The 25,093-nt window shown below is 47.7% G+C and carries 25 protein-coding genes; 14 read left to right on the forward strand and 11 right to left on the reverse strand.

What is annotated here, in order from left to right; translation table 11 throughout:
- Positions 1 to 199: 199 nt before the first annotated feature.
- From rpoC to ACO0KY_RS01075, 7 genes are all read left to right on the forward strand, one after another.
- Positions 200 to 4,429 carry a DNA-directed RNA polymerase subunit beta' gene (rpoC, locus tag ACO0KY_RS01045; protein ID WP_423043523.1) on the forward strand — a complete coding sequence of 1,410 codons (4,230 nt, stop codon included), beginning with the start codon at positions 200 to 202 and terminating at the stop codon, positions 4,427 to 4,429.
- 215 nt (positions 4,430 to 4,644) lie between these two features.
- Positions 4,645 to 5,451: a biotin--[acetyl-CoA-carboxylase] ligase gene (locus tag ACO0KY_RS01050; RefSeq protein ID WP_423043525.1), complete on the forward strand. Its 807-nt coding sequence runs from the start codon at positions 4,645 to 4,647 to the stop codon at positions 5,449 to 5,451.
- Positions 5,444 to 6,238 carry a type III pantothenate kinase gene (locus ACO0KY_RS01055; RefSeq protein ID WP_423043527.1) on the forward strand — a complete coding sequence of 265 codons (795 nt, stop codon included), beginning with the start codon at positions 5,444 to 5,446 and terminating at the stop codon, positions 6,236 to 6,238. Before ACO0KY_RS01050 ends, ACO0KY_RS01055 begins: the two co-directional genes overlap by 8 nt.
- Positions 6,239 to 6,256: 18 nt before the next feature.
- A complete protein-coding gene (locus ACO0KY_RS01060; protein ID WP_423043529.1) occupies positions 6,257 to 6,946 on the forward strand; it encodes an SPOR domain-containing protein in 690 nt (229 codons plus the stop codon).
- A gap of 230 nt (positions 6,947 to 7,176) precedes the next feature.
- The gene (locus tag ACO0KY_RS01065; RefSeq protein WP_423043531.1) at positions 7,177 to 7,926 is read left to right on the forward strand and encodes an IclR family transcriptional regulator; all 750 of its coding nucleotides are present in this window, start codon (positions 7,177 to 7,179) and stop codon (positions 7,924 to 7,926) included.
- Between the two features lie 74 nt (positions 7,927 to 8,000).
- Positions 8,001 to 8,816, forward strand: a complete 816-nt coding sequence (gene hutG / locus ACO0KY_RS01070) for an N-formylglutamate deformylase (protein WP_423043533.1) — start codon at positions 8,001 to 8,003, stop codon at positions 8,814 to 8,816.
- The gene (locus tag ACO0KY_RS01075; protein WP_423043535.1) at positions 8,813 to 10,180 is read left to right on the forward strand and encodes a formimidoylglutamate deiminase; all 1,368 of its coding nucleotides are present in this window, start codon (positions 8,813 to 8,815) and stop codon (positions 10,178 to 10,180) included. Before hutG ends, ACO0KY_RS01075 begins: the two co-directional genes overlap by 4 nt.
- Before the next feature lie 74 nt (positions 10,181 to 10,254).
- On the opposite strand, the gene ACO0KY_RS01080 is transcribed toward ACO0KY_RS01075, so the two are convergent.
- From ACO0KY_RS01080 to ACO0KY_RS01090, 3 genes are all read right to left on the reverse strand, one after another.
- The gene (locus ACO0KY_RS01080; RefSeq protein ID WP_423043537.1) at positions 10,255 to 10,650 is read right to left on the reverse strand and encodes a hypothetical protein; all 396 of its coding nucleotides are present in this window, start codon (positions 10,648 to 10,650) and stop codon (positions 10,255 to 10,257) included.
- An 80-nt stretch (positions 10,651 to 10,730) separates the two neighbouring features.
- Positions 10,731 to 11,234, reverse strand: coding sequence for a hypothetical protein (locus ACO0KY_RS01085; RefSeq protein ID WP_423043539.1), 504 nt, complete (start codon positions 11,232 to 11,234; stop codon positions 10,731 to 10,733).
- Positions 11,227 to 11,568: an NIPSNAP family protein gene (locus ACO0KY_RS01090; protein ID WP_423043541.1), complete on the reverse strand. Its 342-nt coding sequence runs from the start codon at positions 11,566 to 11,568 to the stop codon at positions 11,227 to 11,229. The genes ACO0KY_RS01085 and ACO0KY_RS01090 overlap by 8 nt, the downstream gene beginning before the upstream one ends.
- 128 nt (positions 11,569 to 11,696) lie before the next feature.
- On the opposite strand from ACO0KY_RS01090, the gene ACO0KY_RS01095 reads away from it, so the two are divergent.
- A complete protein-coding gene (locus ACO0KY_RS01095) occupies positions 11,697 to 12,155 on the forward strand; it encodes an Lrp/AsnC family transcriptional regulator (RefSeq protein WP_423043543.1) in 459 nt (152 codons plus the stop codon).
- A 103-nt stretch (positions 12,156 to 12,258) separates the two neighbouring features.
- On the opposite strand, the gene ACO0KY_RS01100 is transcribed toward ACO0KY_RS01095, so the two are convergent.
- Positions 12,259 to 13,314: a 3-deoxy-7-phosphoheptulonate synthase gene (locus tag ACO0KY_RS01100; protein ID WP_423043545.1), complete on the reverse strand. Its 1,056-nt coding sequence runs from the start codon at positions 13,312 to 13,314 to the stop codon at positions 12,259 to 12,261.
- A 401-nt stretch (positions 13,315 to 13,715) separates the two neighbouring features.
- On the opposite strand from ACO0KY_RS01100, the gene ACO0KY_RS01105 reads away from it, so the two are divergent.
- From ACO0KY_RS01105 to ACO0KY_RS01120, 4 genes are all read left to right on the forward strand, one after another.
- Positions 13,716 to 14,468, forward strand: coding sequence for a phytanoyl-CoA dioxygenase family protein (locus ACO0KY_RS01105; RefSeq protein ID WP_423043547.1), 753 nt, complete (start codon positions 13,716 to 13,718; stop codon positions 14,466 to 14,468).
- Positions 14,469 to 14,574: 106 nt separating this feature from the next.
- Positions 14,575 to 15,093 (forward strand): superoxide dismutase family protein, encoded by a 519-nt coding sequence (gene sodC, locus ACO0KY_RS01110; RefSeq protein WP_186913865.1) that lies wholly within the window; start codon positions 14,575 to 14,577, stop codon positions 15,091 to 15,093.
- A 248-nt stretch (positions 15,094 to 15,341) separates the two neighbouring features.
- Positions 15,342 to 16,097 carry an alpha/beta fold hydrolase gene (locus tag ACO0KY_RS01115; protein ID WP_423043550.1) on the forward strand — a complete coding sequence of 252 codons (756 nt, stop codon included), beginning with the start codon at positions 15,342 to 15,344 and terminating at the stop codon, positions 16,095 to 16,097.
- A 166-nt stretch (positions 16,098 to 16,263) separates the two neighbouring features.
- Positions 16,264 to 17,124, forward strand: a complete 861-nt coding sequence (locus ACO0KY_RS01120) for a substrate-binding periplasmic protein (RefSeq protein ID WP_423043552.1) — start codon at positions 16,264 to 16,266, stop codon at positions 17,122 to 17,124.
- Between the two features lie 48 nt (positions 17,125 to 17,172).
- Here ACO0KY_RS01120 and lysA read toward each other — a convergent pair whose 3' ends face one another.
- Positions 17,173 to 18,420 carry a diaminopimelate decarboxylase gene (gene lysA / locus ACO0KY_RS01125; protein WP_423043554.1) on the reverse strand — a complete coding sequence of 416 codons (1,248 nt, stop codon included), beginning with the start codon at positions 18,418 to 18,420 and terminating at the stop codon, positions 17,173 to 17,175.
- A 133-nt stretch (positions 18,421 to 18,553) separates the two neighbouring features.
- On the opposite strand from lysA, the gene ACO0KY_RS01130 reads away from it, so the two are divergent.
- Complete coding sequence (locus ACO0KY_RS01130; protein WP_422990963.1) at positions 18,554 to 18,994, forward strand: Lrp/AsnC family transcriptional regulator; 441 nt, start codon at positions 18,554 to 18,556, stop codon at positions 18,992 to 18,994.
- A 116-nt stretch (positions 18,995 to 19,110) separates the two neighbouring features.
- Positions 19,111 to 19,632 carry a peroxiredoxin family protein gene (locus ACO0KY_RS01135; RefSeq protein ID WP_423043556.1) on the forward strand — a complete coding sequence of 174 codons (522 nt, stop codon included), beginning with the start codon at positions 19,111 to 19,113 and terminating at the stop codon, positions 19,630 to 19,632.
- 100 nt (positions 19,633 to 19,732) lie between these two features.
- Here the strand turns inward: ACO0KY_RS01135 and ACO0KY_RS01140 are convergent, their stop codons facing one another.
- The 6 genes from ACO0KY_RS01140 to ACO0KY_RS01165 form a co-directional block, all read right to left on the reverse strand.
- Positions 19,733 to 20,287 (reverse strand): hypothetical protein, encoded by a 555-nt coding sequence (locus ACO0KY_RS01140; protein ID WP_423043558.1) that lies wholly within the window; start codon positions 20,285 to 20,287, stop codon positions 19,733 to 19,735.
- Positions 20,288 to 20,305: 18 nt separating this feature from the next.
- On the reverse strand, positions 20,306 to 20,779 hold the full coding sequence (locus tag ACO0KY_RS01145) for a TIGR02594 family protein (protein ID WP_423043560.1): 474 nt from the start codon (positions 20,777 to 20,779) through the stop codon (positions 20,306 to 20,308).
- A 60-nt stretch (positions 20,780 to 20,839) separates the two neighbouring features.
- Positions 20,840 to 21,400 carry a hypothetical protein gene (locus tag ACO0KY_RS01150; protein ID WP_423043562.1) on the reverse strand — a complete coding sequence of 187 codons (561 nt, stop codon included), beginning with the start codon at positions 21,398 to 21,400 and terminating at the stop codon, positions 20,840 to 20,842.
- A 16-nt stretch (positions 21,401 to 21,416) separates the two neighbouring features.
- A complete protein-coding gene (locus tag ACO0KY_RS01155) occupies positions 21,417 to 23,147 on the reverse strand; it encodes a LysM peptidoglycan-binding domain-containing protein (RefSeq protein ID WP_423043564.1) in 1,731 nt (576 codons plus the stop codon).
- Positions 23,148 to 23,185: 38 nt separating this feature from the next.
- The gene (locus ACO0KY_RS01160) at positions 23,186 to 23,401 is read right to left on the reverse strand and encodes a hypothetical protein (RefSeq protein ID WP_423043566.1); all 216 of its coding nucleotides are present in this window, start codon (positions 23,399 to 23,401) and stop codon (positions 23,186 to 23,188) included.
- Positions 23,402 to 23,687: 286 nt separating this feature from the next.
- Positions 23,688 to 24,812, reverse strand: coding sequence for a beta-ketoacyl-ACP synthase III (locus ACO0KY_RS01165; protein WP_423043568.1), 1,125 nt, complete (start codon positions 24,810 to 24,812; stop codon positions 23,688 to 23,690).
- Positions 24,813 to 25,093: the final 281 nt, after the last annotated feature.

Raw genomic sequence — 25,093 nt, forward strand, 5'->3', positions numbered from 1 at the left:
CATCGCCCGAATTCGCTTCGGGCGTTGGTCATTCAGCTAGCCAGCAGTTTGGAAGCGGATTTTCGTTCCCGGTATCAGCGGAACCAGCGTCGAAAGACCCGGCTCTCCCGTTGATGCGAACAGGGTAAGGCGAAAGACCTTCTGTTGCAGCACCATTCAGCCACCAAGCGTTTTCAAGCGCTTAACTGGAGTGATATACATGAAAGCCCTGCTCGATCTTTTCAAGCAAGTCCAACCAAACGAACAATTCGACGCGATCAAAATTGGTCTGGCGTCACCGGATAAAATCCGTTCCTGGTCCTACGGCGAAGTTAAAAAGCCGGAAACCATCAACTACCGTACGTTCAAACCGGAACGCGACGGTCTGTTCTGTGCCAAAATTTTTGGCCCGATCAAAGATTACGAATGCTTGTGCGGTAAGTACAAACGCCTGAAACACCGTGGTGTCATTTGCGAAAAGTGCGGCGTTGAGGTGACATTGGCAAAAGTGCGTCGTGAACGCATGGGCCACATTGAACTGGCATCCCCGACTGCACACATCTGGTTCCTGAAATCTCTGCCATCCCGTTTGGGTATGGTACTCGACATGACATTGCGCGATATCGAACGCGTTCTGTACTTTGAAGCATACGTCGTGACCGATCCTGGCATGACGCCGCTGAAAAAATGCCAGATCATGTCGGAAGATGACTACGCTGCTAAATACGAAGAGCATGGCGATGAATTCACTGCGTTCATGGGTGCAGAAGGTATCCGTGAATTGCTGCGTTCTATCGACATCGATCGTGATGCAGAAATTCTGCGTACAGAACTCAAAGAATCTAAATCTGAAGCTAAGATCAAGAAATACGCTAAGCGTCTGAAAGTATTGGAAGCATTCCAACGTTCTGGCATCAAGCCAGACTGGATGATCATGGAAGTGTTGCCAGTGTTGCCGCCAGAACTGCGTCCATTGGTACCGCTGGATGGTGGCCGTTTCGCAACTTCAGATCTGAACGATCTGTATCGCCGCGTCATTAACCGTAACAACCGTCTGAAGCGCCTGATGGAATTGCGCGCCCCAGAAATCATCACACGCAACGAAAAGCGTATGTTGCAAGAAGCGGTTGACTCCTTGCTCGATAACGGTCGTCGCGGTAAAGCCATGACAGGCGCGAACAAGCGTCCATTGAAGTCTCTGGCTGAGATGATCAAAGGTAAAGGCGGTCGTTTCCGTCAGAACTTGCTGGGTAAACGTGTTGATTACTCCGGTCGTTCCGTTATCGTGGTGGGTCCACAACTGAAATTGCATCAGTGCGGTCTGCCAAAATTGATGGCGTTGGAATTGTTCAAACCATTCATTTTCAATAAATTGGAATTGATGGGTCTGGCAACAACCATCAAAGCAGCGAAAAAATTGGTTGAAATCCAAGAACCTGTCGTTTGGGATATTCTGGAAGAAGTCATTCGCGAACATCCAATCATGTTGAACCGTGCACCTACATTGCACCGTTTGGGTATTCAAGCGTTTGAGCCAGTATTGATCGAAGGTAAAGCGATCCAGTTGCACCCACTCGTTTGCGCGGCGTTCAATGCCGACTTCGACGGTGATCAAATGGCGGTTCACGTTCCACTGTCTATCGAAGCGCAAATGGAAGCACGCACATTGATGCTGGCGTCCAACAATATTCTGTTCCCGTCCAACGGCGAGCCGTCTATCGTGCCTTCTCAGGATATTGTTTTGGGTCTGTACCATGGTTCCCGCGAAGCCATCAATGGCAAGGGTGAGGGCATGATGTTCCCTGACGTATCCGAAGCGATCCGTGCATGGGACAACAAAGAAGTGGAATTGGCAACGCGCGTGACAGTGCGTATTACAGAATATCCAAAAGATCCAGTCACTGGTGAATTCGTTAAAACAATCAAACGTTACGAAACCACCGTTGGTCGCGCGATCCTGTCAGAAATTCTGCCAAAAGGCTTGCCATTCACCGTACTGAACCGTGCGTTGAAGAAAAAAGAAATTTCTAAACTGATCGATACATCCTTCCGTAAGTGCGGTCTGCGCGCAACGGTCGTGTTTGCTGATCAATTGATGCAAATGGGTTTCCGCTTAGCGACACGCGCTGGTATCTCCATCTGTATCGATGACATGTTAGTACCACCACAAAAAGTCACTCTGTTGGCAACAGCAGAACACGAAGTGAAACAGATCGAACAGCAATACGCTTCCGGTCTGGTAACTGCGGGTGAACGTTACAATAAAGTGGTCGATATCTGGGGCAAAACAGGTGATGAAGTCGGTAAGGCCATGATGGAACAGCTGAAAGTAGAAGCTGTAACACGTCGTGACGGTACTGTCGGCACACAAGAGTCCTTCAACGCGATTTACATGATGGCTGACTCCGGTGCGCGTGGTTCTGCGGCACAGATTCGTCAGTTGGCAGGTATGCGTGGTCTGATGGCGAAACCAGACGGTTCGATTATCGAAACACCAATTACAGCGAACTTCCGCGAAGGTCTGAACGTTCTGCAGTACTTTATTTCCACTCACGGTGCGCGTAAAGGTCTGGCAGATACGGCGTTGAAGACAGCGAACTCGGGTTACCTGACACGTCGTCTGGTTGACGTTACACAAGATCTGGTTGTGGTAGAAGACGATTGCGGTACAGCAAACGGCTCCTCCATGAAAGCGATCGTTGAGGGCGGTGAAGTTAACGTGCCTTTGCGTGAATTGATCCTGGGTCGCGTTGCTGCGAACGATATCGTTAATCCAGAAACACAAGAAACACTGTACGAAGCAGGTACTTTGCTCGATGAAACTTCTGTTGAAGAAATCGAACGTCTGGGTATCGACGAAGTGAAGGTCCGTACACCACTGACATGTGACACACGTTACGGTCTGTGCGCTATGTGCTACGGTCGTGATCTGGGTCGCGGCTCTATGGTGAATGCTGGTGAAGCAGTTGGTGTTATCGCTGCGCAGTCCATCGGTGAACCAGGTACACAGTTGACAATGCGTACGTTCCACATCGGTGGTGCGGCGTCTCGTGCAGCAGTGGCTTCTTCTGTTGAAGCAAAATCTAACGGCACGATCCGTTTCACAGCGACAATGCGTTATGTGACCAACGGTAAAGGCGATCAGATCGTGATTTCCCGTTCCGGTGAAGTCCTGATCACTGACGACCACGGTCGTGAGCGTGAACGTCATAAAGTACCTTACGGTGCAACATTGATCGTTAAAGATGGCATGGTGATCAAAGCTGGTACAGCATTGGCAACATGGGATCCATTGACACGTCCAATCATTACCGAATACACCGGTACGGTGAAATTCGAGAATGTCGAAGAAGGCGTGACTGTTGCAAAACAGGTAGATGAAGTCACCGGCTTGTCAACACTGGTAGCGATCGATGCGAAACGTCGTGGTAGCGCAGCAGGTAAAACACTGCGTCCACAGGTTAAGCTGTTGAACGAACAAGGTGAAGAAGTCAAGATCTCTGGTACCGAACACGCAGTAACGATCGGCTTCCAGGTGGGTGCGCTGATTACCGTGAAAGACGGTCAGCAAGTTCACGTTGGTGAAGTACTGGCGCGTATCCCGACTGAATCACAAAAAACACGTGATATTACCGGTGGTCTCCCACGCGTTGCTGAATTGTTCGAAGCACGTTCACCAAAAGATGCAGGTATGTTGGCTGAGGTAACTGGTACGGTTGCGTTTGGTAAAGAAACCAAAGGTAAGCAACGTCTGGAAATCACCGACATGGACGGCGAGAAGCACGAGTTCCTGATCACCAAAGACAAACAAGTTCTGGTGCATGACGGCCAAGTGGTGAACAAGGGTGAGATGATTGTTGACGGCCCAGCCGATCCACAAGACATCCTGCGTTTGTTGGGTATCGAAGCGCTGGCACGTTACATCGTTGATGAAGTTCAAGACGTGTACCGTTTGCAAGGCGTTAAGATCAATGACAAGCACATCGAAGTGATCGTACGTCAGATGTTGCGTCGCGTTGTTGTGGTTAATCCAGGCGACACGAACTACATCGTTGGTGAGCAAGTTGAACGTTCTGACCTGTTAGGTGAAAACGATCGCGTGACTGCGGCGAACGGTATCCCTGCAACATATGAAAATATCTTGTTGGGTATTACCAAAGCTTCCTTGTCCACTGACTCGTTCATCTCTGCGGCTTCCTTCCAGGAAACCACACGTGTTCTGACCGAAGCAGCGATCATGGGCAAAAAAGATGGTCTGCGTGGCTTGAAAGAAAACGTCATCGTTGGTCGTCTGATCCCGGCTGGTACAGGTCTGGCATTCCACCGCGCTCGCAAGTTGAAAGAAACGTGGGAAGCGGATGAGCGTCAAGCAATGTTGGATGCAGAAAAAGCGATTTTTGCTCCAGCCCCTGAAGTTGCAGCATCTGATGTCACTGAAGGCGAAGCTTAAGCTTCTCTGAAGTAATCTGAAAAGGCACCGCAGTTCATTCTGCGGTGCCTTTTTTTATTTCTGTAGGCGGAGCAACCCGCGCGGAACTAACGGCGTGGCGGGTTTGACCTGTCCTGCAAGACGATGAGAAGCGATGGCCAAACAAAGAACGGTGACGACACAAAGCCCCCATAAAGGTATCATGGCACCGTTGCACAATATAATTATTACCCCTCATGTCCGAACAAACACTCCACGCCAATTCAATACTCGACGCCAGCAAAATAGCCGCCTTGCGCGATGCGTTTGGCATGTTGCTGGATATCGAAGTCGTACAAGAAACGGGTTCGACCAATAGCGATCTGATGGCACGTTTGCTGGAACTACAAAAGCCAGTATTTCGCCTTGCCGTACATCAGACGGCAGGGCGTGGTCGTGCAGGTCGTAGCTGGAGTTCCGAGGCTGGCGGCATGCTAATGTTCTCTATTGCCTGGCCGATGACACAAGCGTCGCATCAACTCATGGGCCTACCATTGGCAGTGGGTGTTGCATTGGCGGAGACGCTGCATAGCCTGGATTTACCAGTCCAATTAAAATGGCCAAATGATGTCTTACGCGACGGTAAAAAGCTCGCCGGGATATTGATAGAAAGCGCTGCAAAAAAAGATGGCGGCACCTGGATCGTTGCTGGTATAGGTTTAAACTTACAAGTGTCCGATACATTTGAAGCACAAATCGGGCGCCCAATAGCTGAAGCACCGTGGTTAGCACGCATGGATAGAAATGCATTAACTGCTGCGTTGCTGAACACGCTGGCACGCGCATTCGACCAATTTGAACGTGAAGGGTTTTCGGCTTTTTTAGCGCGTTGGAATAAGCTCCATGCGTACGCAAATCAAGAGGTGCGCATCATTGATCAAGGTCAGGTCTTGCAAACAGGCTTTGCGCTTGGTGTCGATGCCACTGGTTGTCTGGTATTGCAAACAGCGAGCGGGCAGGTCAGTATTGTGGCAGGGGATGTTTCTTTGCGACCACTTGAATAAACGAAAAAACGACGACATGCTATTACTGATAGACGCGGGAAATACCCGCATTAAATGGGGTATTCCGGATACCCAACAATTGCCAGCGCCCGCGCAACCAGCGTGGCGGAAAATTACCTCTGTTGCGCATGATCAGACTGATCAACTACTCGCTGAATGGCAGCAGCACAAGGTCACCCGCATTCTGATTTCTAACGTTGCAGGGTCAGACGTCAAAACACGTTTAATGAATTTGTTAGCCCAAGCGTTTCCAGGCCTGACACCCGAATGGTTTGTCTCACAAGCGGATTGTGCCGGCGTCACTAACAAATATCAAAATCCGCAGCAATTGGGCTGTGATCGCTTCGCCTCCGCGATTGCCGCTGCCTATTTATATCCATCGCAACATGTGATCGTTGCGACATGCGGTACAGCGACGACCGTCGATGCCGTTACCGCACAATCAGAGTTTGCCGGTGGCATGATCTTGCCTGGTCTTAAACTCATGGCCGAATCGTTAGCGCGAAACACAGCGCAATTGCCACAGGTCGCTGAAAGCATACAAGTCGACCAACCGTTCGCGAATAATACCGACCAGGCGATTGTCAGCGGCTGCATTCATGCCCAGGCTGGTGCCATTACTCTCGCCTACCATGCACTACACAAAAAACAAGCGGAACCGGTGATTTGTCTCATTTCTGGCGGTGCCGCGCCGTATCTTCTGCCACATCTGTCATTTCAGTGTGAACATATCGCTAATCTTGTCTTGACGGGACTGTTTGTCGTGGCACAATCAAACCCACGCTGAATTCATCTAATTACTATCATGTTGCGATTTTTTTTCTGGTTTCTGTTGGTTGTTAATGCCTTGATCCTGGCGTTCAATTTTGGCTGGCTAGGCAATTGGCCCTTAGAAACCCATGAACCGGAAAGACTCAAGCAACAACATCATGTGAATCAACTGGTACAGGTTCCAGCCAGCGTGGCATTGGCACCTGTTGCATCTGCTGCAACAGCGACGGAAAAGAAAAACGAAATTACCGCCTGTGTAGAAATCGGCAATTTCTTGCAATCTGATGCGCCAAAAGTCGAAGAAAAACTGAAAGCACTCGCGCTCGGTGATCGTCAATCACGATTGAACGTCAGCGATTCAGCGACCCACATGGTCTACATCCCTTCTCAAGGCAGCAAAGAGGGTGCGGATAAAAAAGTTAGTGAACTTCGTCGCATCAATGTCACCGATTTTTTTGTGATTCAGGATCAAAGCCCTTTGCGTTGGGGTATTTCTTTGGGTGTGTTTAAAACCGAAGAAGCGGCAAAGCAACACCTCGCAGCATTAAATACCAAAGGGGTACACACTGCCCGCATTATGCCGCGCACCGTAACGACGAATAAATTCTCGTATCAATTACGGGCATTAAATACTGATGAAAAAGCCAAATTCGACGCACTGAAAGCTGAATTTCCGGCGCAAGAAGTACGCAATTGTCAGAATGCCGCCTACGGAAAAAACTGAGTGCTAAATATTTGAGCGGATTGTTAGTGTGGGTGTAACCCGCGCGGTCGTAGTGTCAAACTGCAGCCCTACCCCATACTCACCATTCTGCAAGCGGTTGACGGTAGGTGTAACTCAAGGAAACGACATTAAACCCTCGTAAATTCCCACCAAGCGAGAATTTAAGCTTGAGCTTTTCCCATGAAGTGCTAGCATGGACAGACTAAATTCATTTGTTGGTATTGATTTTTATGAGTCTGAGTTCAGCAGCACCAGTGGCTACGAGTGAACGAGTATTACATGTGTTGGCATGTGTTGCCCGACAAGGGCAGGCAATGTCCGCGCGTGAGTTGGTGGCGCAAACGGGATTGCCACTAAGCACTATTTATCGCCATCTGGCGGCATTAAAAAAATGGGGCTGGGTGCAAGAGCATGCGCGCAGCGGTTTGTATGAGCCGGGGCCGTTAGCAGTGCAATTAGCACACGGTTTTGATCAGCACTCATGGCTCATGCAAGCAGCACGAGCGGATATTGAGCAACTGGTTGAACGTTCCGGTGAAAGCGTTGGCCTGCTTTGTTATCTGGATGGCCAAGTGATCTGTCTGGATATGCAAGAAAGCCAGCAAGCTTTGCGCTGCTCGTTCGCAAAAGGGCGAGCCAATTCAACAGTACGTGGTGCATCAGCCAAAGCTTTGCTCGCATTTCTGCCTGAGCAGACGCAGTTGCAACTACTTGATCAAAATTTCTTACAAGCGCAGCAAGATAGAACAGCGTTAGAACAAAGCTTGCAACTCATACACCAACAAGGCTACGCTACCAGTGAAAACGAAATTGATGACGGCGTCTGGGGTGTCAGTGCCCCCATTTTTTCTGGCAAACATCAAGTGATCGCCACTTTGTCCTTGATGGCACCAGCGCAGCGTGCAGCGAGCCGCCACAATGATTTGATCCATATGACGGTGACGGCAGCGCATCGTATCAGCCGCGTCCTTCAAGAGTAAAACCTATAATAAAAAACCTACAATAAAAAAACCTGCAATCGTAAAAACTAAAAGACCAAAACGGAGAACTCGCTATGCATCCTTCTTTCCATTTTAAAGCCGGCAGCGTGCCGCTACTGATTTCCATGCCGCATGTAGGCACGACAATTGCACCTGAAGTTGCTGCACAAATGTTGCCAATTTCAGAGGTCAAAGCTGACACCGACTGGCATTTACCTTTGCTCTATAACATGGCTGACGAACTAGGTGCATCAACGATCGCTGCCGAATATTCACGTTATGTGATAGACCTCAATCGCGCACCGGACAATGCGAATCTGTATCCAGGGCAAGATACGACAGGCTTATGCCCCATAGATACTTTCGACAAACATCCGCTGTACGCGTCTAAAAATTTGCCCGATCAGACAGAAATAGAACGCCGCATTACCACTTACTGGCAACCATATCACCAACAATTAAACGCGGAATTGGAGCGACTATTGCGCATCCACGGTCACGTCGTTTTATGGGACGCTCACTCGATTGCGTCGGTGGTGCCGCGCTTTTTTGAAGGTAAATTACCAGACCTGAACTTTGGTACTGCCGATCAAAAATCCTGCGCCAGCGGTTTGCAAGAAGCGCTACAAGATGTTTTGTCACAAGCACCAGAAAGCAAAACATACACCCATATTTTTAATGGCCGTTTTAAAGGTGGCTATATCACACGTCATTACGGTCAGCCACAGCGCAACATTCATGCGGTGCAATTAGAAATGAGCCAATGCGTGTACATGAACGAAGCCGCACCATTCGCCTATCGCCCTGACCTTGCACAGCAGGTGCAACCGGTGCTTAAACAAGCGTTGCAAACTTGTCTGAACTGGGTACAGCAAGGAGCGTCCAAATGAGCCAGCAAAGCCTATTTGCAGCAAATGCTTACCTGCCGCAGGGATGGACAAAAAATGTACGCCTGCATTGGGATGCCGCTGGTGCTTTAATTGAGATTGAAGTCGGCATTCAAGTACGCGCTGGAGAAACACAAGCCGAATTTGTTGTGCCGGGAATGACCAATTTGCATTCACACGCATTTCAACGCGCCATGGCTGGCATGACCGAAATGGCGGGCGAATCCAAAGATAGTTTCTGGACCTGGCGCGATCTGATGTATCGCTATGCATTGCACATCACCCCGGAACAAATACAAGCGATTGCGGCGCAGCTGTATATGGAATGTCTGCGCCAGGGTTATACCTCCGTTTGCGAATTCCATTATTTGCACAGAGCAATCGATGGTAGTTGGTATGCACGTCCGGCAGAAATGGCGCAGCGTGTGATTGCGGCCGCCACCCAAACTGGCATTGGCATCACCATGTTGCCTGTGTTGTACAGCTATGCCGATTTTAATGCGCAAGCTTTGCGCGATGATCAACGTCGTTTCAAGACTTCTGTCGATGATATTTTGCGATTGGTCGAAAATCTGGAAGCAGAGCGCAGTGCCCAAATTGAAGTCGGCGTCGCCCCGCATTCGCTACGCGCGGCCAGCATAGGGCAAATCCGCGAAGTCCATGCAGCGCTGCCAGCACAGCGGCCTTTGCATATCCATATCGCGGAACAAACCAAAGAAGTCGATGCCTGCCTTGCCGCAACTGGCAAACGTCCGGTGGAATTATTGTTGGAAACGGGTCTTGTTGATCAGCGCTGGTGTCTGGTGCATGCGACGCATTTGACCAAAGCAGAAGTGCAAGGCATCGCCGCCAGTGGCGCCGTCGCCGGTATTTGCACCACCACAGAAGGCAATCTGGGTGATGGATTTTTTGACCTGCCAGATTACATCGCCGCTGGTGGGCGTTTCGGTATTGGCAGTGACAGCCACGTCTCGCAAAGTCCGGTGGAAGAATTGCGTTGGCTCGAATACGGTCAGCGTTTGCGCTTGCAAGGCCGCAATATCGCCAGCGCTGCTACTCAACGTCAGGTTGGCGATTTCTTGTGGCAGCACACATTACAAGGCGGCGCACAAGCCAGTGGCCGTCAGGTCGGACAACTCGCCAGCGGCTATCGCGCCGATATGCTGATTCTCGATGACCAACATCCCAATCTGGCCGGGCTGGCAAGTAGCGCAGTCCTCAATACGTGGATCTTTGCAGGTAACGACAATTTGGTACGCGATGTGTACGTGGCTGGTAAGCGCGTCGTGCAAGAAGGTCGTCACGTTGAGCAGAGTGAGATTCAGCAAGCTTATGTTGAATGTATGCGGAGCTTGCGGAGTTTGTAATGTTGTTTGTTTCGATGTAAAAAAACGAGGACAGATGAGCCTCGTTTTTTTCGCGTGGATTGTAGATTCTTTACTTATTTTCCCTGAACCCGCATGAGCAGTAATTCACCATTCCAACGTCGGTTATTAATGCGCATGAGCAGATAACTGAGAATCAGTAAGCAAGCTGCATATACTGGTCCTACATAAAACAGATGCTCATTATTAAAATATATGCCAAGACCAATGAGTGCAGTCATCATGACTAAGCATAGAATAAGTTTTGGTGTTGAAATTTTGCCCGGTTTGTTAAAGCTCGCGAGAAAAATCGCAAGCACATTGGCGAACAAGCATTCAAATGGAAGTAGCCAATAGTCCGGTAACGAGTACACAAACGCGAAGAAATGATCTTTATCGAAAAGCAATGCAATTGCCTGATACGCCACCACGCCGATCAATAGCAACCCACCCTGCATTTCGATAGACGACATTAACATATTATTCGCGAGTTTTCTTTGTTGAACTTTTCCCGGTAAGAGAAAAAAGCGGCCGACTTTGATGATGGTGCGAATTAATTTACTTTGCGCATGTCCATATGCCAGTTGGTTTCCCAGGTTTTACCGTTGTCGTTGGACATGGCCTGTTCCCAATGTGCACTGTCGGCGGTGATGTCGGACCAGGTATAGCGTACCAGTATGGCTTGATCTCCCAACATATCAGCGCCTTCGAATACACCGACGCCATTGCTGAATTTACCAACAACCGGGGGATTCAAACTGCCCTGTAGATTCAGCCCACCGCTATCGTTATCCAACCAGTAAATGCTCCATAATTTCGTGACAGGATTGAATAGACGCAAGGACATGCCAACCAGATCAGGACGCCATTCTGGCGCAATAAAATCATCGTAATTGCCGATACCGCCAGGTAAGGCAGTGATGGTTTGTGAGGCTTCGAAGGTTTCCCATTCTGTGCAGGCTTGTAAGCGCTGGCGCAGGCGGCGATTGGTGATGGCCCATGATCCAAATAGAAAATCGAAATCGTGCTTGCCGTCGTGTACTGTAGCATTATTCATGATGTGCTTTCATAGGAAAATGGATCGCAGGAATAACGATGGAATGGGAGCTTTGTATGCACGCTAAGATGCTTTCGCGTGGCCCGGAAAGCCATGCTGCGCTTTGATAAAAATCGGACTGGCATTGTATTAAATCAGTGAGATTTGCGAACTGACGTATCAATACGTAGTCCTGATCCGACCCCGCACCCGAAGAAAGAGAAAATCCGTAATGTAAGACCTTGATCCCGGCAGATGCTTGCAACGGTACTGATTGTGTGGAGACCAGATGATGAAACTGCGCAGACTGGTCAACCTTTAATTGGTAGCTTCTGATTTCGATGACTTCTTCCACTTTTTCCTCATTTTTATGATTGCTGAAGTAGGTATATGGTAGAGTCGAGCAGCGTATTTACCAATGCAAGATCGAAGCTATTTAGACCGAATCAGCCACATGATTGAAAGACTTTTTGGAGTTTCACTTTGAATTTTGAACTTGATAGTTATGACCGCAAAATTATCGCTTTGCTACAAGAAAATGCGCGGCTGAGCTGGTCAGAAATCGGGCGTCAGATTCATCTGACTTCACCTGCCGTAGCAGAGCGGGTAAAGCGTTTGGAAGAAGCGGGAGTGATCATGGGGTTTACTACCCGGATCAACCTGCGTGCTTTGGGTTATAGCTTTGAAGCGATGATACAAGTCACGGTGGAGTCGCATGACGCGTTAGATCGCTGGGCGGCAGCGCATCCTGAAGTGTTGGCAGTGCATGCCACGACGGGCAATCATTGCGCAATTTTACGGTTGGCTGTCAGTGCGCCAGAACACTTGCAAAGCTTGTTGAAATCCTTGGGAGACATCGGTAAAACCTCGACCTCGGTGATCTTGTCATCGCAGTGTGAAGAGCGACCGCGTTTGCCTGCGGATCAGTTGCCTAGGGGGTGACTTTTTTTGATGAAAAAATAATCCCCTAATATCCATGCGGCTCTCAGGCTTAAAGTCAGCCACGAGGCGCATGAATATTAGGGGATTAAAAAGTGATATAAATTTATTTTGTTCGTAATCTGCCAGCCGCTTCACGCAACATATTTTCTGTGGTTGCCCAATCAACACAGGCATCGGTGACTGAGCAGCCATATTTTAATTGGCTGAGATCGGTGGGAATGGCTTGATTGCCAGCCACGATATTGGACTCAATCATGACACCGACGATCGCGTCATTGCCGTTGGCAATTTGATTGATGACATCGGCCATGACCAAGGGTTGCAATTCTGGCTTTTTGTAGCTGTTCGCGTGAGAACAATCGACCACAATGTTTGGCGGCAGTTTTGCCTTGACTAATGCTTGCTGTGCCATCGCAACCGAGACCGTATCGTAGTTAGGTCGATCACCACCGCCGCGTAATACCACATGACCATATTGATTACCGCTGGTGCGCACGATAGAGACACGCCCCTGACCATTCAGACCGAGGAATGAATGGGGATGTGAGGCGGATAAAATCGCATTAATCGCAATGCTGATATCGCCATCAGTACCGTTTTTAAAACCGACCGGTGTCGATAAGCCCGATGACATTTCGCGGTGCGTTTGTGACTCCGTGGTGCGCGCACCGATCGCCGTCCATGCAATCAAATCACCGAGGTATTGTGGCGAAATCGGATCAAGCGCTTCGGTACCTGTTGGTAAGCCTAATTCGCATACATCAAGTAAAAACTTGCGGGCTTTTTCCATACCCTGATCAACGCGGAAAGAGTCATCCATATCCGGATCGTTGATATAACCTTTCCAGCCAGTCGTGGTGCGTGGTTTTTCAAAATACACACGCATCACTAAAACCATCACGTCTTTGACTTCTTCTTGCAGCGTCTTCAGGCGGCGTGCGTAATCTAAGCCGGCAACGGGATCGTGGATAGAGCAGGGGCCGACGACAACGAAAAGACGTTTGTCTTTACGTTCCAGAATGTTACGCAGGGTTTCGCGGCTTTGTTCAACCACATCACCTGCCAGATCGCTCAATGGCAAACGGGCGTGTAATTCTTCTGGTGTGGGCATATTGTCAAACGAGCTGACATTGATATTTTCTAAAATGGTATGGGTCATCGTGTTTTAAGCAAAAATTGAATTCGGGGGATTCCGGACTAAGCGAGTAATCAACGGTGCAACGCGCAAGCTCGATAGCGGCGTAAGCAAGGTGAACAAGCGCCACCTGATCCAGTGTGAGGCTCAGGCATAGTAAGAGAAGCGAACTCGTGGTAACAAGTGGCAACGCAGGCGTTTTAAGCCGCAAACAAAGCTGCAAACTAAGCTGCAAATCAAGCGCGGAATCAGTTTCCATAGCTATTATGCCGCATTTTTGACGCGCTGCAAAAATACCAGTTGTGTGATCGGTTATCGATATCTGTTATGCATCAATAATATAGATAGCACTTGATCTGTTACCTATCACTTTTTGTTGCACGTGGCACAATAGCGTTTTGTGCTTATATGAAATGGCAGAAGTCATGCTTAGTACCGCTCAATTACAAGAATTTCAAACACAGGGTTTTTTGGTCTTACGCCAGGCTGCACCAGCCGCATTTTGCGAGCAAGTCATTGCCTATGCCGAACAACAATTGGCAGATCATGTGCTGCCGATAGAATACGAGGCTGATACGCGTTATCCCGGAGCACCGGCCTCACGTGAGGCAGAGGGCGGCCATACAGCCCGACGCCTATTACAGGCATACGCCCGTGAGCCGTTGTTGGCGCAGTGGGCGACCGGAGAAACTTTGTCTGCGCCTTTACTGCAATTGCTAGGCGAAGGTGCGTTGATGTCTCAAGTGCATCATAATTGCATCATGACCAAGCAACCTCAATATTCCACCGCGACTGGCTGGCATCGCGATAGCCGCTATTGGAATTTTGAGCGTGCAGCATTGGTGTCATCATGGCTGGCATTACGTGATGAGACGATAGAGAACGGTTGTTTGCTGGTCATTCCTGGCTCACATCTGATCAGTGTCGATGCGGAGCAGTTGGATCCTGCCCAATTTTTACGTACCGATCTCGCTCGGAATCAATCTGTGTTGGCACAGGCTGTACCAGTTGCATTAAGTCAGGGCGACGTATTGCTATTCCATAGCAATTTGTTCCATGCAGCAGGAAAAAACCAGACGGCTGCGACCAAGTTTTCTATGGTTTTTACTTACCGTGCAGCTGATAATCTGCCGCTGGCAGGTTCCAGATCGGCCAGTTTGCCGGAACAAACACTTTAATCAAAAGCAGGTATAGTGGGCACCTGACAGGCGCGACCAGAATTGGTTTCGAAGGCGCTTCTATAGAATTTATACTCAACCCTATTTTTCTTTAACAGGAGTAAGCATGTCATCTACATTGAAATTATGCGTACTGGCGAGCGCACTATTGGCTGGTCTGGCGCAGGCACAAACGGTGGAATTACAATTCGTTGATGCCAACGGTATTGTCGGCCCGGCTGGTAAAGTGACTTTGGAAGATACCGCGTACGGCCTACTGATTACGCCAGATCTGTCTGGCTTGCCTGCAGGTGTTCATGGTTTTCACGTGCATGCCAATCCATCCTGTGCGCCTGGCATGAATAACGGTGTGGCAACGCCAGCACTGGCTGCCGGTGGTCACTGGGATCCGGAAAAGACTAATGAACATCTTGGACCTTACGGTAAAGGCCACAAAGGCGATTTGCCAGCCTTGTATGTCACTGCGGACGGTAAAGCAACATATCCAGTACTTGCGCCACGCCTTAAAGCCGCTGATTTGGCGGGGCACGCCATCATGGTGCACGCTGGTAGTGACAATCATAGCGATCATCCCGCACCTTTAGGCGGTGGCGGAATGCGTATGGCGTGCGGCGTGGTGTCGTAAAAACGGTCTGCACGAATCTGAATTTTCTATTTTCACAGCAATCCCAGAAACCTTACGCAAGCAAATCGTGGCGTAAGGTTTTTTTTCATATGGTGCTTATGTTCTCGCGCGGCTATTTCAATTTTTTCCTGTCCTTTGTCTTTGCATTGTTGTGCCAGCCTGTGATTTGTGCCGCGCAAAATCAACCGCTTCCAGCTATCACTACCGTCTCAGCATGTAGCGACCCAACTCCGCTGAAGTTTGACCTGATGATACCCAAAGCATCGGCAGTGGCTGCTTACCCGGCGGTGATCGTCGTGCATGGTGGTGGTTGGATGGGTGGCAGCAGAAAAGACTATCAAGGTTTGCAATCCCTGCTAGCCAATATGGGGTTTGCGAGTATGAGCATAGACTACCGGCTGGCACCGCAAGCACTCTTTCCGGCGCAGATTGAAGATCTTAACTGTGCAATTCGTTGGTTGCATCAACACGCTACTGAATATCAGATTGATCCTGAACGGATCGGTGGTTTTGGCATTTCCGCAGGCGCACATCTGACCGCATTGGCAGCGCTGACATCGGGCAAGTGGAATACTGTTGATCGTGGTAATCAATCCAGCGATCGTTTACGTTGTGCGGTATTGCATGCGCCACCTTTAGATTTTCCGGATTGGTGGCAAAGTGCTGATCCACAGATAACCGGTACTATTTCACCGCGCTTTATGTTGAATAATTTGTTTGGCAAAGATTATTCGCAGGCAAAAAACGCTTATAAAGAAGCTAGTCCGTCGACGTATGCGGCGCACGCGCAAAAAGAAAAGACGCCACCATTGCTGATTATTCACGGTGAACAGGATGTCACCGTGCCTATCCGTGCTTCACAGACGTTTGTTGATCAGCTTGCTGCGCGTGGTATGGCAGCGGAGTTAATACGGATTCCCGATGCCGACCACTTTGGTTTTGGTTCGCAAACCAGGCAGGTGCTGGAAAAAATTCGAGGTTTTTATTCGCAATGTCTGAAGTGAATGATTTGAGTGGCGACAGTGTTGTCGGTGAGTTGTCGATAAGTACACTGAACGACTTTACTTGATAGAAAAAAATATTGTCGCTAAGATATCCCCGATTTATGAACCAAAACCAGTCATCGTATGTCCCAAGCATGCTTCAATATTTGTCAACCTCAGGAATGTGATGAAATTAAATAAAGTAATCCTGAATTACGCCGCCGGGTTAAGCTTGCGAACGACGTTGGTATCTGCGCTTCTGAGTGTTTTTTTCTTGGTTCAAAGTGGTGCCGCAACTGCTGCCACAAAAGATCCTCAAGCAGTGGTAGATAGCAAAGCTGCGCAGGAAGTTGTTTTCCTGACCAATGATGCGGTTGATGCCAAGGGGCAGCCTATGCCCATGGATAACGTCAGCAATTTACTTGACTATATCGCCATGGAAGAGAAGTTTAAGTTGCGATGGGTGCGTACGCCCTGGCAACGCGCAGTCAAAGTGGCTGAATCAGGCGGAGGCGTGATTTATGGCATGAGTCGTGTCAAAGACCGTGAAAAAATTTATCACTTCTCGTTACCAGTGCAACTCCATTACGTATTTTTGGTGACACGTTCTGATGCTCAATTTACTTACAATAGTTATGCTGACTTGCGCGGTAAGACAATCGGTATTCCACGCGGGTTTATGTTTAACGATGAATTTGAAACGCTTCGAGACAAATTGTTTAAAGTCGAAAATGATGGACACGATACCATCGCTCGTCTCAATAAACTGATGTTCAAACGCATGGACGCTGCCTTATTCAATTCCGCAAATAAGAATCCACGCTTTTTAGAGCGTCGTTTGCAAAATGCCAGGGTCGATCAGCAAGGCATGTTCCCACAATTCGATAATGTAGAAATTACTGTATTACCGAAACCCGTTTTTATTGATGCGGTTCATTTTGCTGTGCGTGCGGACAAAGATGACGGCATTATCGATAAAATCAATGACGCCATTGTGAAAGCCAGAAAGGCAGGCATTCTGGAAGATATTCCAAGTTCTTTCAATTAGTATATAAATACAGAGGCATCTAAAAAATTTAGACGCCTCTGTTTATGATTACAATTCCAGTGCGATCAATTCTTGTATCGTCTGGCGGCGACGAATTTGTGTCACCTTCTCACCATCAACCAAAATTTCCGGAATCAAAGGACGCGAGTTGTAGTTCGAAGACATGCTGGCGCCGTAGGCTCCCGTGTCATGGAATACAAATAAATCACCAATGTCACAGACAGGTAAATCCTGCGATGTCAGCACGCCGCCTTCTTCTTGTGTGAACACATCACCTGATTCGCATAAAGGCCCGGCGACCACGCTGGCGCGCAGCTCGTTAGTGCGCGGCGTGCCATTTGCAGCGAGAGCACTGATGCGGTGGTAGCTACCATACATGGCTGGGCGGGCGAGATCATTAAAGCCCGCATCGACCAAAGAAAAGAAGTTATTGCCGCTTTGTTTTTGTGCTCGTAATTCAGAAATCAAAATACCAGATTGTGCGACCAGAAAACGTCCTGGTTCAATTTCCATACTGATTTTGTGTCCCAGATGTGCTTCGATTTCTCTGCGTGCTTTATCCCAGATGTGGAAATAATGCGCGGTATCGACGATCGCTTCGCCTTCACGATACGGGATGGATAAACCACCGCCAATTGAGATCGCTTGCAAATCCCGTCCAGCCAGTTTGACCTGACTGATCATTGCATCACACACGCTTTGCAAATGATCATAGTCCACACCAGAACCGATGTGCATGTGTAATCCGATGAGTTTCAGAGCATATTGATCAATTAGCTGATACGCCGCTGGCAATTCTTCAAACCAGATTCCGTGCTTACTCTGTTCGCCACCGGTATTCGTTTTACGGCTATGGCCATGACCAAAGCCTGGATTGATACGCAACCATACCGGATGTCCAGGGTGTGCCTCACCAAGTTGTTTGAGCATATCCGGTGAACCGCAATTGACCGGAATATTTAACTCCACCACGCGCTTCAATGCGTGACGATCTAACAGATCTGCCGTGAACACAATTTGTGCATGCGTCTGATCTGCATCCTGAGTTGGTGTAAAACCTGCCACCAATGCGCGTTCCACTTCACCGAGTGAGACAGAATCGACCATCACACCCTGTTCACGCATCAGTCGCAACAAATGGACATTGCTCGACGCTTTTTGAGCAAAGCGAATTACATCAAATTGTTTCAACAGGCTGATTTGCTCACGAATAATGCTGGCATCGTACGCCCAGCAAGGGGTTTGATATTCTCGTGCAATAGCGGCGATCTGGGCATTGCTGATATGGGTTGCCATGATGATTTTCGTCTAGTCGGAAGAGTTTAGTGTAAGCTCTACTTTAACAAGCAGTTTCATGCAGATGAATAGTGATTCATAAGCAATTCAGATGCAGATGATGGAATTCAATTGAAAATGACGATAAAACCTTATGAATCCCAAGATTGATCAATTTGACCAAAAAATCCTGCAATTATTGCAACAAGATGCCCGCATGTCGCATGCAGAAATTGGTCGTCAGGTACACCTGAGCCAACCAGCGGTGTCCGAACGTATCAAGCGACTCGAAGCGTCCGAAGTCATCCGCGCGTATCGTGCTGACATTAACCCCAAAGCCTTGGGCTACCAGATTACCGCTATGATACGCCTATCGACACAGCAGGGCAGGCCCTATGCCCAGTATGTCGCGACTTGTCCTGAAATTATTGATTGCTATACCGTCACAGGTGAAGATGGCGCTGTCATGCGGGTATTGGCAACTGATGTCGAGCATTTGCAGCGTATTATTAATGAATTAAATGTGTTTGGCTCAACCTCGACAGCGATAGTCTTGACCACGCACGTCGCCGGAAAAGCCATTACCGCACCGTAGTTTTAGTGTCGCACGCTTTGCTTTGCGTCTGCGCAAGCAAAGCCCGTGCTGAACTTCTATAATGGCAAGCTGTCATATTGCAACTGTGCGCCACTATTATTGTCAAAGAGAGAACCATGCTCGAACCGTCTTCCCCACGTAAATTCCGGTTATTCGCTATCGTTGCCGCTGCGGCTTTGATCGTGTTGGGCGTTTTATTTTATCAATCACTGTCTGGCAAAACCACAATCCCCGACGTGACTTTTACCAATTTGAAGGGTGAAAAAATCAGTGCCCAAAACTTGCGTGGCAAAGTCGTCATGGTCAATTTCTGGGCAACCTCGTGTTCGACGTGCGTCGCTGAAATGCCCAAGATGATCAGCACCTACAACCAATATCATAATCAAGGCCTCGAATATGTGGCAGTGGCAATGAGTTACGACCCAGCCAATTATGTTCTGAATTACGCAGAAACACGTCAGTTACCATTTCAGGTTGCACTCGATGTTGATGGCAAATTAGCGCAAGCATTTGGCGAAGTAAAAATGACCCCGACGACCTTTGTCATCGATAAGCAAGGCAATATCTTAAAGCGTTATCTTGGTGAACCTTCGTTTGATGAGTTGCATGGCATACTTGAAAAAGCACTCAAGGCGTAACTAGCCATGACGAAATATCCCTCCGGCGACGTTACGATTGCAATGTCATAAATGTGAGTTCGTGTATCCGCTGGGGGCGGGTGGACACCCAGTGATTGATTTACACCCCAAACCCAATATTAAAAGGCTTAGAAACACGGCATAAACTTCGCTCAAAAATCTTTGCGCCTTCTTTAGGTTTAGTCTGATCGAGCTTAATACCTTTGATAACGGGAGAAATGCCAGTTAAACCTTTTTTAGTGTTCGCGTTGGCGCCGATTCCCATGATGGTTAGGTAGCCATTCTTGGGATAAATAATGTACATGCCGTGGTAACCCTCACTTGCAGTATGTTCATCCGGTTGGTGTAGATTTTTTCTAATATTCTGTATTGCTTCTTTGTTGAAATTGAAAATGTCTTGTATTGTGTGCCCATTTATAAGACGCAAAAAACCATAATTGAGATAATGTATCCCCGAAACGCCATCTCCATAATGCTGCCAACATTCATCGAAATGGTAATTTCCGAAATTATTTGTAAATTGCTTAAAAATCGGAGATTGATAAAAATCGCTATCCCCTAGATTTTCCAATTTAACATCAAGACCTTTTGTACCTGCGAATGCCATTGGAATTGCCATTAAATTTAATAAAAATATTCTGGTAATAAATAACATTTTTTGTATCCATTAAAATTATGCCATTGGGTCTGTTTGACCAGCACCTGGATTTTCACGAATATCAATTGCCCCACCAAAATATAATCGAGCTGCATTAATATCAACTTCATGCAACCCCTTTTCTTGCTCCTTCTCCGCAAACTTTTGATACGCAATCGGCACAAAATACTCCACTCCTTTGCTGGTCGGATCAGGGTATTCAATCAATATCGTATCGTGCTGGTTACCTCCCAACACCAGCATCTTTCCTTTCCATGTGCCATACACAAAACAAACATGCCCACCACCATCTCGCCTGCAATAACGAATGGCGCCATAAACAGGCTTGCTAATTTTGACGAATTTGTCCGGATTGTTGTGACAGAAATGAGAGCTCATGAATCCTGTAGGTGCGGGTGAGTAGCCGGCTTCTCGCAAGCAATAATTCACAAACGAAGCGCACCATGCATTGGCGTCACCAGCTAACGTAGGATTGCCATCATATTTCACGTCACCTGCTTTGCTTTCTACCCCTCCGGCTCGGTCGTTGTCTCATAGTGAGTAATTCATTTACACCCCAAACCCAATATTAAAAGGCTTAGAAACACGGCATAAACTTTGCTCAAAAATCTTTGCACCTTCTTTGGGTTTAGTCTGATCGAGTTTAATGCCTTTAATGACCGGAGAGATGCCAGTTAAACCTTTTTTAGGATCAGCGTTGGCACCAACTCCCATGATGGTTAGCTGCCCATTTTCAGGTTTAATGATGTACATGCCGTGAAACCCTTCACTGGTTGTTTTTTCATTTGCCTCGTGCAAATCTTTTCTGATTTTTTTTATTATTTGCTTCGCACTTGCTGCCTCTTGTATTGGGTCACCGTGTTTCTTTACATTCCAATTTCCGTATTCCATATAATCTATTCCGGACATACCATCGCCGTAATGGTGCCAACATTCATCTTGGTCGTAATTTTTGCTGTTTTCTAAATACTGCTTAAAAATAGGCGTCTTGTAAAAATTTTCGTCACCTATATTTTCTAACATGACTGCAAATCCTTTAGTTCCAGATTGAACAGAAAGAGAGATAGTTATCATCGAAAAGAACGCTATCATTTTTAATAATTTATTCATGGTATAAATGAGGAAATTAATTGTAAATAGGTTTTTCGTCACGACTCTTACTGATAAATATAGCTTCACCAAAATATTTTCGAGCACTTTGAATATCAATTTCTGGCAACCACTTCTCCTGCTCCTTCTCCGCAAACTTTTGATACGCAATCGGCACAAAATACTCCACTCCTTTACTAGTCGGATCAGGGTATTCAATCAATATCGTATCGTGCTGATTACCTCCCAATACCAGCATCTTTCCTTTCCATGTGCCATACACAAAACAAACATGCCCACCACCATCGCGCCTGCAATAGCGAATGGCGCCATAAACAGGCTTGCTAATTTTGACGAATTTGTCCGGATTGTTGTGGCAGAAATGAGAGCTCATGAATCCAGTAGGTGCGGGTGAGTAGCCGGCTTCTCGCAAGCAATAATTTACAAACGAAGCGCACCATGCATTGGCGTCACCAGCTAACGTAGGGTTGCCATCATATTTCACGCCACCTGCTTTGCTTTCTACCCCTCCTGCTCGGTCGTTGTCGGTGACCAGGCGATGGAAGTTTTGTGTTTTTGTGATGACGTCTTCTTTTTTACCTTGCCATAGCGCCGCCTCGTAGGCTGCGATGATCATCCACGGGGCGATTTCTCTGCTGACGGGCACCAGTGCTAACGGTGCGCCTTTGCCACCCTTGCTGCGCACTACGGGGACATTGTTGGGTATGGTGGATAAATCTTTGGCTTTTTTATGCTCTGACATTAAATGGGAAATTTGTACAATCGGTACAGTATACCCGCGAGAAATTCCCTTACCGTCTATCCACAGTAATTGCTCTGGAAAGACGCCATTACCGTTTAATTGATTGATTTTTTTTAGCTCGTCTTCTGTCGTTTTAAATTGCGCTGCTATTTTGGCGAGCGTGTCACTTGGCTTTACTCTGTATTCATGCGGTGGTTTGATCGATTCCGCACCTGCTGGGGCTGCATGGCTCATGGTTGAGGCCTTTGCATAAATCATTTCTGATACCAGTAAAAAGAATCCTGAGGGCGTGGTTCTCGTTAGCACTTTAAGAATTTCTGACGTGCCATTGGACAGCCGCTGTCTGATAACAGTGTAGTCGTCCCCTTGGGGGTGAGGAATCGTTGGAAATTGGCCAAATTTATCAGCTTTGATAATCGTAGATTTACCCTTGTGCTCGACGTGCAGTTCTGCGTGAGGAATAGGTTGAGAGCCATTAGTAACGATCAAACTGGTCGCGTCTATCCATGTTTCTTTGCGTGTCCGGATATCTTTGTCATAGCCTTCCATCGTTTGAATGGCATTGACTAACTTATTGAGATCAGCATCAGAGAAGTCGCCAATGGTAGCGTCGCTGGAAAAGCCAGTACTGTGCGTCACCATATCTAAATAGTGCTGCGGATCGTTGCCATCACCTTGGGGGGCATATTTGGGTACCGTTTCAGCGATGGTCTTTTTACCGTACTTACGTTTGAGTGATTTTTTTAGCTCAGCTTTGCCAGTTTCATAGTCGGGGAAAATAAAGAAAAAATGTGGCTCGGGATTGTTCACTTCAGCAAAACCAATGTAAGACTGGGTTTTTTGGGGCGCTGGCAATCCATTGACAACAGGAGAACTCATGTTTCCGCAGTTATTGAGACGCCAACACAGGCTGCCACCTTCACGCAATAGTCGACGGCCTTCTTTGGTGACAAATTCTGCGACTTTATGATCCCTGTGATAGGTGGCTTTAACAAATTCAGTCATGATAACGATTCACTTTCCTTTTTCCTTGTTCGTTCACGTTAAGGTGAAAGCAGTTGGTTGAAGTTTAAAAACGCATGATGTTGATCTTGCACACCGTGATAGCGATTTGCATAAATTTCTGCCCAATCCACATCTGATGACTCACTATCTGCCTGTGTTACTTCAACGTGCTCGTGTTCATGTTCGACCTTGCTACTTGCGGGTGGCTTGGACGCAGGTAATTGGCGAGCTTCATTGCTGATGTTGAAATGCAAGGCGCTGAAAAGAACAAAAATCGTAGCGAAAGATAAAACTTTGCGGAAGGATTCTTACGAACAGATGCTTCTATTACATCTTGCAACTTTTACCGCTAAAGACGCTGATGCGTTGTAGACATGCTGCTCTTTGTGGCTATAAGGCGAAGATAAATCTTGTGAATGGGAGAAAGTAGGATGTGAAAAAGTATCCAGCTTTACGTAAAAAAAACGCCTTAAACCGAATGGTCTAAGGCGTTTTTCTTTAACTGTTTCAGCGGCGCTGAAACAGTGGCAGTAAGGATGTTTAGCTCAGTTTTTTAACCACAACGCAGCCGATTGAGTAGCCAGCACCGAATGAGCAAATAACGCCAATGGAACCAGGTGCCAAATCGTCCTGATGTTTGTGGAAAGCGATGATAGAACCAGCGGATGAAGTATTCGCATAGGTATCAAGAATCGTCGGTGATTCTTCAGTTGTCGCATCACGACCGAGTATCAAACGAGCGATCAGCAAGTTCATATTCAAGTTCGCTTGATGTAACCAGAAACGGCGCACGTCAGTGACTGCCAATGAGGCATTGGTGACGGTATTCGTAATCATTTCAGCTGCCATCGGGCAAACTTCTTTGAATACTTTGCGGCCTTGTTGACGGAATAGCTTGTCTGGTTTGCCGATGCCTGATTCATCGGCGCGATTCAAGAAACCGAAGTTGTTGCGGATGTTGTTGGAGAATTGCGTTTTCAGTTTCAAACCAACGATTTCAAACTGGTGTGCAGACGTTGCGAGATCGGCGCGTTCCACCAGAATCGCGGTACAAGCATCACCAAAAATAAAGTGACTGTCGCGATCGCGCCAGTTTAAGTGACCGCTGGTGATCTCCGGATTAACCACCAATACCGCTCGTGCCTGACCGCTTTGAATCGCAGTGACAGCTGCCTGAATGCCAAAAGTGGCTGATGAACAAGCGACATTGATATCGTAGCCATAACCATCAATACCCAGTGCGTTTTGAATCTCAACAGCCATTGCAGGATAGCCGCGCTGCATGTTACTCGCTGCGCAAATCACCGCATCGACGTCAGCAGCAGTACGACCAGCGCGCTCCAGTGCCTGTTTTGCCGCTGCAACTGCCATTTCGCACATGATCGATGGCTCGTCATCGCTACGCTCTGGAATGCGTGGCACCATGCGGTTGATATCCAGCACGCCGTCTTTATTCATTACATAGCGGGATTTAATGCCAGAAGCTTTTTCAATAAAAGCTACGCTGGATTCTTCTAATGCAACAACTTCGCCAGCCGCAATGGCAGTCGCATTTTCAGCATTGAATTGCTGAACGTAGCCGTTGAAACAAGCAATCAGTTCTTCATTGGAAATCGATTCAGAGGGAGTGAACAGGCCGGTGCCGCTGATGACTACATTGTTCATCGTTTAACTTTCTTTTTTGGGGCGCGCGGCCTCCGCTGGTCAAGGACGCCGAGACTGGCATCCTGGAAATCGGTGGCGTCGTGCCCTGATGTTGTGTGTGGTGGATGCGCAAAATGCGCGACCTTGTCGCTCGATTTTACACAAAAATAATGACGGATTAGGATTTATTGCACAGAAATAGAGTGCTTATTCGATCGGGCTGACGCAACACCGCTTATGCTGCGTTGCACTCTCCTGGCAGTGCAAAAGCACTCTCAGCGTCGGTCATTCTTGCCGTATCA

It is taken from the genome of Undibacterium sp. Dicai25W (genome assembly GCF_049340505.1).
Classification (GTDB): Bacteria; Pseudomonadota; Gammaproteobacteria; order Burkholderiales; family Burkholderiaceae_D; genus Undibacterium; species Undibacterium jejuense.

Coding starts and splice junctions, on each gene's coding strand:
- rpoC (WP_423043523.1), top strand. CDS start 200: ATGAAAGCCCTGCTCGATCTTTTCAAGCAAGTCCAACCAAACGAACAA.
- ACO0KY_RS01050 (WP_423043525.1), top strand. CDS start 4,645: ATGTCCGAACAAACACTCCACGCCAATTCAATACTCGACGCCAGCAAA.
- ACO0KY_RS01060 (WP_423043529.1), top strand. CDS start 6,257: ATGTTGCGATTTTTTTTCTGGTTTCTGTTGGTTGTTAATGCCTTGATC.
- ACO0KY_RS01065 (WP_423043531.1), top strand. CDS start 7,177: ATGAGTCTGAGTTCAGCAGCACCAGTGGCTACGAGTGAACGAGTATTA.
- hutG (WP_423043533.1), top strand. CDS start 8,001: ATGCATCCTTCTTTCCATTTTAAAGCCGGCAGCGTGCCGCTACTGATT.
- ACO0KY_RS01075 (WP_423043535.1), top strand. CDS start 8,813: ATGAGCCAGCAAAGCCTATTTGCAGCAAATGCTTACCTGCCGCAGGGA.
- ACO0KY_RS01080 (WP_423043537.1), bottom strand. CDS start 10,650: ATGTCGTCTATCGAAATGCAGGGTGGGTTGCTATTGATCGGCGTGGTG.
- ACO0KY_RS01085 (WP_423043539.1), bottom strand. CDS start 11,234: ATGAATAATGCTACAGTACACGACGGCAAGCACGATTTCGATTTTCTA.
- ACO0KY_RS01100 (WP_423043545.1), bottom strand. CDS start 13,314: ATGACCCATACCATTTTAGAAAATATCAATGTCAGCTCGTTTGACAAT.
- ACO0KY_RS01105 (WP_423043547.1), top strand. CDS start 13,716: ATGCTTAGTACCGCTCAATTACAAGAATTTCAAACACAGGGTTTTTTG.
- sodC (WP_186913865.1), top strand. CDS start 14,575: ATGTCATCTACATTGAAATTATGCGTACTGGCGAGCGCACTATTGGCT.
- ACO0KY_RS01115 (WP_423043550.1), top strand. CDS start 15,342: ATGATACCCAAAGCATCGGCAGTGGCTGCTTACCCGGCGGTGATCGTC.
- ACO0KY_RS01120 (WP_423043552.1), top strand. CDS start 16,264: ATGAAATTAAATAAAGTAATCCTGAATTACGCCGCCGGGTTAAGCTTG.
- lysA (WP_423043554.1), bottom strand. CDS start 18,420: ATGGCAACCCATATCAGCAATGCCCAGATCGCCGCTATTGCACGAGAA.
- ACO0KY_RS01130 (WP_422990963.1), top strand. CDS start 18,554: ATGAATCCCAAGATTGATCAATTTGACCAAAAAATCCTGCAATTATTG.
- ACO0KY_RS01135 (WP_423043556.1), top strand. CDS start 19,111: ATGCTCGAACCGTCTTCCCCACGTAAATTCCGGTTATTCGCTATCGTT.
- ACO0KY_RS01140 (WP_423043558.1), bottom strand. CDS start 20,287: ATGTTATTTATTACCAGAATATTTTTATTAAATTTAATGGCAATTCCA.
- ACO0KY_RS01150 (WP_423043562.1), bottom strand. CDS start 21,400: ATGAATAAATTATTAAAAATGATAGCGTTCTTTTCGATGATAACTATC.
- ACO0KY_RS01155 (WP_423043564.1), bottom strand. CDS start 23,147: ATGACTGAATTTGTTAAAGCCACCTATCACAGGGATCATAAAGTCGCA.
- ACO0KY_RS01165 (WP_423043568.1), bottom strand. CDS start 24,812: ATGAACAATGTAGTCATCAGCGGCACCGGCCTGTTCACTCCCTCTGAA.